Origin of the sequence: Mesorhizobium sp. M1E.F.Ca.ET.041.01.1.1, from assembly GCF_003997355.1 — a bacterium.
GTDB lineage: Bacteria > Pseudomonadota > Alphaproteobacteria > Rhizobiales > Rhizobiaceae > Mesorhizobium.
The window spans coordinates 1-8,383 of the sequence record NZ_RZSL01000258.1 but is presented as its reverse complement, the minus strand read 5'-3'; the positions used below and the strand labels follow the sequence as shown (position 1 = coordinate 8,383).

Annotated in this window: 8 protein-coding genes; 1 reads left to right on the top strand and 7 read right to left on the bottom strand. The window is 64.8% G+C overall.

All coding sequences use genetic code 11. From position 1 onward, the window contains the following. Positions 1 to 184: 184 nt before the first annotated feature. The 5 genes from ggt to EOA38_RS20390 form a co-directional block, all read right to left on the bottom strand. Entirely contained in the window at positions 185 to 1,771 is a 1,587-nt protein-coding gene (ggt, locus tag EOA38_RS20410; RefSeq protein WP_127222269.1) for a gamma-glutamyltransferase, read from the bottom strand. Between the two features lie 23 nt (positions 1,772 to 1,794). Continuing rightward, positions 1,795 to 2,595, bottom strand: a complete 801-nt coding sequence (locus EOA38_RS20405; RefSeq protein WP_127300074.1) for an ABC transporter permease — start codon at positions 2,593 to 2,595, stop codon at positions 1,795 to 1,797. Further along, complete coding sequence (locus tag EOA38_RS20400) at positions 2,592 to 3,515, bottom strand: ABC transporter permease (RefSeq protein ID WP_127300073.1); 924 nt, start codon at positions 3,513 to 3,515, stop codon at positions 2,592 to 2,594. Before EOA38_RS20400 ends, EOA38_RS20405 begins: the two co-directional genes overlap by 4 nt. Then, positions 3,512 to 4,594 carry an ABC transporter ATP-binding protein gene (locus tag EOA38_RS20395; RefSeq protein WP_127300072.1) on the bottom strand — a complete coding sequence of 361 codons (1,083 nt, stop codon included), beginning with the start codon at positions 4,592 to 4,594 and terminating at the stop codon, positions 3,512 to 3,514. The genes EOA38_RS20400 and EOA38_RS20395 overlap by 4 nt, the downstream gene beginning before the upstream one ends. A 72-nt stretch (positions 4,595 to 4,666) precedes the next feature. Further along, a complete protein-coding gene (locus EOA38_RS20390; RefSeq protein ID WP_127221799.1) occupies positions 4,667 to 5,701 on the bottom strand; it encodes an ABC transporter substrate-binding protein in 1,035 nt (344 codons plus the stop codon). Positions 5,702 to 5,934: 233 nt separating this feature from the next. Here EOA38_RS20390 and EOA38_RS20385 point away from each other — a divergent pair, with 233 nt between their 5' ends. Further along, positions 5,935 to 6,636 (top strand): GntR family transcriptional regulator, encoded by a 702-nt coding sequence (locus EOA38_RS20385; protein WP_189350254.1) that lies wholly within the window; start codon positions 5,935 to 5,937, stop codon positions 6,634 to 6,636. A gap of 8 nt (positions 6,637 to 6,644) precedes the next feature. Here EOA38_RS20385 and EOA38_RS20380 read toward each other — a convergent pair whose 3' ends face one another. Together EOA38_RS20380 and EOA38_RS20375 are read right to left on the bottom strand one after the other, a co-directional pair. Continuing rightward, positions 6,645 to 7,730, bottom strand: a complete 1,086-nt coding sequence (locus tag EOA38_RS20380; protein WP_127300071.1) for an ABC transporter ATP-binding protein — start codon at positions 7,728 to 7,730, stop codon at positions 6,645 to 6,647. Continuing rightward, a complete protein-coding gene (locus EOA38_RS20375) occupies positions 7,720 to 8,328 on the bottom strand; it encodes a cupin domain-containing protein (protein ID WP_127300070.1) in 609 nt (202 codons plus the stop codon). Before EOA38_RS20375 ends, EOA38_RS20380 begins: the two co-directional genes overlap by 11 nt. Positions 8,329 to 8,383 lie beyond the last annotated feature (55 nt).

Here is an 8,383-nt window from a genome sequence, read left to right as displayed (position 1 = left end):
ACCGTCTCACCAATCAGCCGGCGCAGCCCGACATGCGAGAGGGCCGTTCGGTCAGGCGCAGCAATGGCCGGCGCGTTGTCGGCGCCGGGCGCAAGACGATGGGCGAGGTCGATGGAGTTTTCGCTTCTTGTCATGGATCCAGACTATGTTTCGAACGATCGGCCAATGTCCAGCAAAGGGCTGCTCAATATCCGAGCGCCAGCCCGTCCTTGCGCGGATCGGAGGCGCCGGTCAGCGTGCCTTTTTCCCAATCGATGAATACAGCCTGACCGCCGCCAAGCGGATGGTCTGGCTCGACAACGCGATGGCCCCGGTGACGCAGGCCCTCGACGGCATCTGCGCGCACGCTGCGCTCGGCCTCGACGACATCGTGGTTGTAGAAGACGCGCGGCGCGTCCAGCGCCTGCTGCGGGTCCATGCCGAAGTCGATCATGTTGGTCAAAAGATGCACATGGCCGAACGGCTGGTAGCCGCCGCCCATGACGCCGAACGGCATCACCGCGCGGCCATTCCTTGTCATCATGCCCGGCATGATCGTGTGCATCGGCCGCTTGCCCGGCGCTATTGCATTCGGGTGCTTGGGATCGAGCCGGAAGCTGGTGCCGCGATTCTGCAGCACGACGCCGGTCTTGGGGCCGACGACGCCGCTGCCGAAGGAATAGTAGGTCGAGTTGATGAAGCTCACCGCGTTCAAGTCGCGGTCGATGACGGAGATGTAGACCGTGTCGCTGCCCGGCAAATCGACGCGCGGCAAATGCGTCATGGCGCGCTCGCGGTCGATCGCGACGCGCAGCCGGTCGGCATAGGCAGCGGAGAGAAGCTCCTTCACCGGCACCGCGACGTAATCCTGGTCGGCAATCAGATTGTCGCGATCGCGATAGGCCAGCCGCCCGGCCTCGATCTCCAGATGCAGGCGCTCTGCGCCATTCGGATCGAGCGCGCCAAGATCGAAGCCGGAGAGCACGTTCAGCATCAGGAGCGCGGTGAGGCCCTGGTTGTTCGGCGGCATCTGATGGATGTCATAGCCGCGATAGGATGTACGGACCGGCGGTTTGTAGTCGCCCTTCGTTGCAGCGAAATCGTCCAGCGTATGCAGTCCGCCAAGTACACGAAGCCGCCCGACCAAATCCTCCGCGACTTCGCCTTTGTAGAAGCCGGCGCGGCCTTTTTGGGCGATGATGCGCAGCGTCTCCGCCAGTTCCGGCTGGCGATGGATATCGCCGGCCTTGGGCGGTTGACCGCCCGGCAGGAAGATTCGCGCCGCCACCTTGTCGGCCGACAGATCGGTTTCCGGATCAGCCCAGTCGAAGGCGACGCGGTCGTGCACGACATAGCCGTTCTCGGCGTAGTGGATAGCGGGAGCGAGAGCATCGGCGATCCCCTTGCGGCCATGGTCTTCGAGCAGCCGGCACCAGGCGTCGACGGCGCCGGGAACGGTGACAGCGTGCGCGCCCTGCTTCGGCAGTTCACTGAAGCCGTGCTCCAGGTACCAGTCGACCGTCGCTGCTTTGGGTGCGCGGCCGGAACCATTGAAGGCGATCACATTACCATCACCTTTCGGGCAATAGAGGACAAAACAGTCGCCGCCGATGCCGGTCGATTGCGGCTCGACCACGGCCTGGACGGCGGCGGCGCAGACGGCGGCGTCCATGGCGTTGCCGCCGGAGCGCAGCATGTCGACGGCAGCAAGCGTCGACAACGGATGCGAGGTCGCGGCCATGGCTTCGGTGGCGCGGACCGGCGAGCGGCCTGGGTACTGGAAATCACGCATGCGGTTCTGATTATCCCTCAACTTCAACGTCCGCGGCCGAAAAGCTGGGCGGCGGACAACAAGACGATCGATAGCACGATCAGGCAAGTCGAAATGGCGGCAATCGTCGGATCGATCTGATCGCGCAGCGCGTTGAACATGCGGCGCGTCAGCGTCGTGGTCTCGCCACCCGAGATGAAGAGCGACACCACAACCTCGTCGAACGAAGTGATGAAGGCAAACAGCGCGCCCGACACGATCGAGAAGCGCAGCTGCGGCATGGTCACCTGGAAGAAGGCGGCGAAGCGCCCGGCGCCGAGGCTGCGCGCCACCATCTCCTGGTTCATGTCGTAGGAGCGCAGCCCCGACAGGACGGTGAGTACGACCAGCGGAAGCGCTTGCACCGTGTGGGCGATGACGAGCCCGGTCAGCGTGTTGTTGAGGCCGATGCGGGCGTAGAGGAAGAAGGTGCCGATGCCGATCAGGATGACCGGGATGATCAGCGAGGCCGTGAGCAGCGCGTTGATGGCGCCCGTCAGCCGCAGCGTGCCGGCATTGATGGCGTAGGCGGCAGCGGTTCCGAGCGGCGTTGCGACGATCGCCGTCATAACCGCCACCTTGACCGAAACGACGGTGGCGTCTCGCCACTCGACGGAGCCGAAATAGCTCTCATACCAACGCAGCGACCATTGCTGCGGCGGGAACTGCAGCAGCGTCGAGCCGGAGAAGGACATGATGACGATGATCACCGAAGGGGCGATCAGAAACAGCATGACAAGGCCGCCCAGCAGGTAGAGCCAGAGGCGTTGCCAATGCGAGATGGGCAGGCTGTTTTCCGCGCTCATCGCCGGCTCCATACGCCGGTGGCGCGCGCGCCGAGCAGCCATTGGAAGAGGCCGAGGAGCGCCAGCGTGACGGCAAGCAGCACGACGCCGAGCGCGGCACCTGCGCCCCAGTTGGAATAGAGGCTGGCGGCCTGTTCCATGCGCATTGCCCACATGATGACCTTGCCGCCGCCCATCAGCGCCGGCGTGACGAAGAAGCCGAGGCAGAGCACGAAGACGATGACCACGCCGGAGGCGAGGCCGGGCAGCGACAGCGGGAAGAATATCTGCCGGAAGGTGGCGGCCGGGCTGGCGCCGAGATTCATGCCGGCGCGCAGGCAGTCGACGTCGATCGTCTTCATCGAGGCGTAGAGCGGCAGCACCAGGAACGGCAGCATGATGTGGGTCATGCCGATGACGACGCCGGCGAAATTGTTGGCGAGCGGCAGCGGCTGGCCGATCACGCCGAGGTCGATCAGCCAGTTGTTGATCAGGCCCTTGCGCTGCAGGATGACCAGCCAGGCATAGGTGCGCACCAGCACCGAGGTCCAGAACGGCAGGATGACGAAGATCAGGCAGATCGAGGCCGCGCGGCGCGGCAGTTGCGAGAGCATATAGGCCAGCGGATAGCCGAACAGCACGCAGGCGCCGGTGACGACGAAGGCGACCTTGAAGGTTGTGGCGAAGGTCTTGATGTAGGACGCCTGCTCGAAGAAGCGCGCGTAATTGGCGAGGCTGAGCTCACCGGTCTCGTCGAACAGCGAGAGCCAGAACAGCCAGCCGATCGGCACGATGATGACGGCAAAGACCAGAAACAGCCCGGGCGACAGCAACGCCAGCAGTCCCAGCGCCTGACGCCGGGCATCGGCGCGCAGCGCATCGGCGTTCAGCACGCCATCCGGCTTGCCGGCACGGTCGAGGCTGGCGGATCCGACGCTCATTGATCCGCCACCAGCACGACGTCCTGCGCATCGATGCCGAGCGTGATGGGCTTGCCCGGCGCCGGCAGCTTCGCCAGCACGTCGGAGCGGCAATAGTCGCGCAGCGTCACCTGCCGGCCGTCGCGCAGCGTCGCGTAGCAGATGAAGCTGTCGCCCTGATAGATCACGTCGCCGACGGTCGCCGCCAGCATGTTGAGGGTTCCGGCCTGTTCCCCGTCGGCGACCAACCGCAGCTTTTCCGGCCGCACCACCATGAGGTGCCGGCCGACGGCCGGCACGGGATCGTTCATGCGCAGCTTTCTATCCCCATGCCAGATGCTGCCGTTACGGCATTCGACCGGAATGAAGTTGGATTCGCCGATGAAGCCGGCGACGAATTTCGTCTTCGGCCTGGCGTAGAGGGCTTCGGGCTGGTCGATCTGCTCGATGCGGCCGGCATTCATGACCGCGATGCGGTCCGACATGGTGATCGCCTCGCGCTGGTCGTGCGTGACGTAGACGGTCGTCATGCCGAGCCGGCGATGCAGGTTGCGCAGCTCGATCTGCATGTGCTCGCGCAAGCCCTTGTCCAGCGCCGAGAGCGGCTCGTCCATCAAAACGATGCGGGGCTCGAAAACGATGGCGCGCGCCAACGCCACGCGCTGGCGCTGGCCGCCGGAGAGCTGGTCGACGCGGCGCTCGCCGAGGCCTTTCAGTTGCACCAGGTCCAGCGCCCTCTCGACACGCTCGGCCGTTTCCGCCGCCGATACGCGCCGCTGCTTCAACGGAAAAGCGATATTGTGGAAGACGTTCATGTGCGGGAACAGCGCGTAGTTCTGGAACACCATGCCGATGTTGCGCTTGTGCGGCGGCATGGTGACGATCTCATCGCCACCGACCTTGATGGAGCCGGCATTGGCCCGCACGAAGCCCGCCAGGATCATCAGCAGCGTCGTCTTTCCCGAGCCGGACGGACCGAGCAGTGTCAGGAACTCTCCGGCGGCGACATCGAGGCTGAGATCGCTGAGGATGGAGACGGCGCCGAACCGCTTCTCGATGCCGTGGATGCCGATGGGAAGCGCGGACGGCGCGAGAGACAAGAGCATCTCCTTCAACTCCGGATCATTGTCGGAAGCGGAGCGACGCTTAGGCGCGCCGCTCCGGCGCAGACGTCATTGCTGGATCAGGTTGTTGAACTTCTCGGTCGCTTCAACGAGGTTGTCGCGCCAGAACTCGGGATCCTGCAGCACCTGCTTCTTGACGTTCTCGGGCGAGGAGTTGATGTCCTTGATGCGCTCCTTCGGGATCTTGCCGGTCTCGAAGGCCTTTTCGTTGGCCGGGCCGTTGTCGACATAGAGCGGCAGGTTGGCCTGGAGGTCGGGGCTGACGAACTTGGCCAGCGCCTTCATGGCGATGTCCTTGTTCTTCGAACCCTTCGGGATGACCATGCAGTCGGCGGTGAGCACACCCTGATCGAAGGAGAAGCTCACGGGCGCGCCTTCCTTCCTCAAGGTGCCGGCGCGACCGTTCCAGATACTGGCCATATCGACCTCGCCGTCCTTGACCAACTGCATGGCCTGCGCGCCCGAAGTCCACCAGGCATCGATATGGCCCCGGACCTTGTCGACGGATTGCAGCGCGCCGTCGATGTCGACCGGGTAGACCTTGTCGATCGGGGTGCCCTTGGCGAGGGCGGCGACGCTCAACGTTTCCGTCGCCTGGCTGCCGGAAAGGGCGCGGCGGCCGGGGAACTTCTCGACATCCCAGAAGTCGGCCCAGCTCTTCGGTCCCTTGTCGCCGAAAACATCGGTACGGTAGATCAGCACGACGGAGGTGTAGGAGATGCCCACCCAGTCGTCATGGACGAGCTTCGGGTTGATGCCGCTTTTGTCGATTAGGTTGTAGTCAAGCTTCTCGAACAGGCCTTCCTTGGAACCGCGCGCGCATTCGTCGGCGCCGAGCTCGGTGATATCCCATTTGACAGCGTTGCCGGTGACCTGCAGGCGGACGTCGTCAAGGCCGTTGGTGGTGTCCTGCTTGATGGTGATGCCGAGGTCCTTCGCCGTCGGATCGAAGAAAGCTTTGGTTTGCGCTTCCTGATAGGTGCCGCCCCATGAGGCGACGGTGATGGTGTCGGCGGCCGATGCCGGAACGGCGACCGAAGCCAGCAGGCCAGCAAGGCCGTGAATGCAAAGTCTCTTCGTCATTTTTCGCTTCTCCAACCGGTGTTCCCGTTATCGTTGATTTGGTATGCGAATTTGTATACAATTTTGAGTGTAATTCGTAGGAAGCCGATGTCAACACGAGTCGTGTGTTTTTCGGCGGCGATAAAACGAGGCTCGGCTCGGAGCGCCTGTTTCTGGCGAAACGGTCCTGTTTCAAGCAGGCGCTAAAATGCACTAGACTGTGATTCTGCGATGGACCGTTGGAGGCGGGACGCTTGAGCAAGGAACGGAAAAACACGCTGCGCGACTCGGTGTTCGAGAAGCTGAAGGCGATGATCATCACCGGGCAGATCCCGCCGGGCGGCCGCGTCACGGAAAACGAGATCGCCGAGCGCCTCAAGGTGAGCCGCACGCCGGTGCGCGAGGCCTTCAACCGGCTGGAACGCGACGGTCTGGTGATAGGGCGCCCGCGCCAGGGCTATGTGGTTGCCGAATTCAACCTGACCATGTTCCGCGAGGCCTTCGACATCCGCGAGCTGCTCGACGGGCGCGCGACCGAGCTGGCGGCGGCCAACGCGAGCGCCGCCGACAAGGCGAAGCTGCGCGGCATGCTCGCCGAATGTGAGCGGCTGGCGGCGATCCCCGACCGCAGCACGCGGGAGAAATTCGAGGAATTGCAGGTCGGCATCGACCTGCACCGGGTGATCGCCGAGATCAGCGGCAACGAGATGCTCTATGGCATGCTCTGCGGCATACTCGACAAGTGCCAGCAATATGTCTGGACGGAGCTTCTTTGGCTGGATGAATGGAAGCCCACCCGCGAGGAGCACACCGGCATCGTCGATGCGATCTGTGACGGCGATGTCGCTTTGGCCGGCGAGCGCGCCCGCGCGCATGTGCGCGGCTCACGCGAAAACATCCTGCGCCTGCTGCAGGCCAAGTCCGACTATCAGGGCTTTTTCGCCAAGGCGTCGTGACGGCGCCTTCAGCTCGCAAGCACGGGGCAGTTGGCGCCGCGCCGCAGGCTGATATGCGCGACGTCGCCGACGCTGAATTGAGACCCGTCGGCGCGGCGTGGTGCGTCGATCACGATGGAAGTCCCCAGCCCGAGCTCAGCGTGAAGGCGCAGTGTGCGGCCGTGAAAGACGATGCCGCTCACCCGTGCCGGCGCTGTGCCGTCGGCGGCCTCGGTGGCTGCCAGAAGATCCTCTGGACGCACGCCGAGGGTGCGCGTATCGCCCGCGGCCGGCATCTCGCCGGTGTCGGAAATAGCCTCCAGCGGCAGCGTGCCGGCGGTAAAGCGCAGGCGCTCGCCGTCCCGGCCGAGGAAGCGCGACTGCAGAAGGTTCATCGTGCCGATGAAAGAGGCGACGAACCGCGTCGCCGGCCGATCATAGAGCGTGGCCGGCGGCGCGATCTGCTCGATGCGGCCCTTGTTCATGACGACGATGCGGTCGGAGATCGACAGCGCCTCGGTCTGGTCGTGGGTGACCATGACGAAGGTGGTGCCGAGCTGCGACTGCAGCCGCTTGAGCTCCACCTGCATCTGCTCGCGCAGATGCGCATCGAGCGCCGACAACGGCTCGTCGAGCAAGAGCACGCGGGGCTCGCAGACGATGGCGCGGGCGAGCGCCACGCGCTGGCGCTGGCCGCCTGACAGCTCGGAGATACGGGCGCGCAGCTTGTCGGCGAGGCCTACCATGTCGAGCGCTTCGCCGACGCGCCGCGCCTGCTCGGCGCCCGACAGCTTTCGCAGCGACAGGCCGAAGCCGACATTGGCCGCGACATCCATGTGCGGGAACAACGCATAGTCCTGGAAGACGGTGTTGACCGGACGGTCGAAGGGCCTCAGGCCCGTGATGTCGCGGCCTTCAAGCTGAACCCTGCCGCTGGTCGGGCTCTCGAAGCCGGCGATGACACGCAGGCTCGTCGTCTTGCCGCAACCCGAAGGGCCGAGCAGAGTGAGGAACTCGCCCGGAGCAATGTCGAGATCGACGGCGTCGAGGCCGACCACGCCGCCTGGAAAGACCTTCGAAACTCTCTGCAGACGAACGAGCGCATCAGGCGCCATCGCGCACCTCGGACGGCTTGGTGGTGTTGACCCAGAGGATCTGGCAGCGCTCGGCGCCTGGGTTGCGGAAAGCGTGCAGCAGCGTGCTCTTGAACGCAAAACTGTCGCCGGCCTTGAGCAGGTAGGTCGTGGCGTCGACCACCAGCTCGACTTCGCCCGTCATCACGAAGCCGAATTCGTGGCCGGCATGGGCGTATGCCTCGGCAGTGCCGCCGCCGGCCTCGACCGTGACCAGCATGCCGGTGAGCGTCGCGGCGGGCGGCGACAGCAGCGCCTTGGCGATGCCTTCCGACTTGACCGGGATCGCGCGCCGCTTGTCGGCGCGCACGCAATAGAGGTCGTTGACCGCCTCGTTGCCGTCGGTGATCAGCGCGGAGGGTTCGATGTCGAGAGCGGCGGCAAGCGGCCAGATCACCTTGACGCGCAGCGAGGACATGCCGCGCTCGATCTGGCTGAGCGCGCCGATGGATATGCCGGCCCTGGCGGCAAGCTCGGCCAGCGACAGCTTGCGCTCGAGTCTGAGCGCCCGCACGCGCCGGCCGACGCGCACATCGGCCTCGTCCTTCGGCCTGTCGGCCGCTTCGTCAAAAACGTCCATGCAACAGTCCTCGTTGTCTTTCCCTTCTCCCCTTGTGGGAGAAGGTGGATCGGCG

What these genes read in the sequence shown, in the direction of transcription:
- ggt (WP_127222269.1), bottom strand. Translation starts at nt 1,771, where the DNA reads ATGCGTGATTTCCAGTACCCAGGCCGCTCGCCGGTCCGCGCCACCGAA.
- EOA38_RS20405 (WP_127300074.1), bottom strand. Translation starts at nt 2,595, where the DNA reads ATGAGCGCGGAAAACAGCCTGCCCATCTCGCATTGGCAACGCCTCTGG.
- EOA38_RS20400 (WP_127300073.1), bottom strand. Translation starts at nt 3,515, where the DNA reads ATGAGCGTCGGATCCGCCAGCCTCGACCGTGCCGGCAAGCCGGATGGC.
- EOA38_RS20390 (WP_127221799.1), bottom strand. Translation starts at nt 5,701, where the DNA reads ATGACGAAGAGACTTTGCATTCACGGCCTTGCTGGCCTGCTGGCTTCG.
- EOA38_RS20380 (WP_127300071.1), bottom strand. Translation starts at nt 7,730, where the DNA reads ATGGCGCCTGATGCGCTCGTTCGTCTGCAGAGAGTTTCGAAGGTCTTT.
- EOA38_RS20375 (WP_127300070.1), bottom strand. Translation starts at nt 8,328, where the DNA reads ATGGACGTTTTTGACGAAGCGGCCGACAGGCCGAAGGACGAGGCCGAT.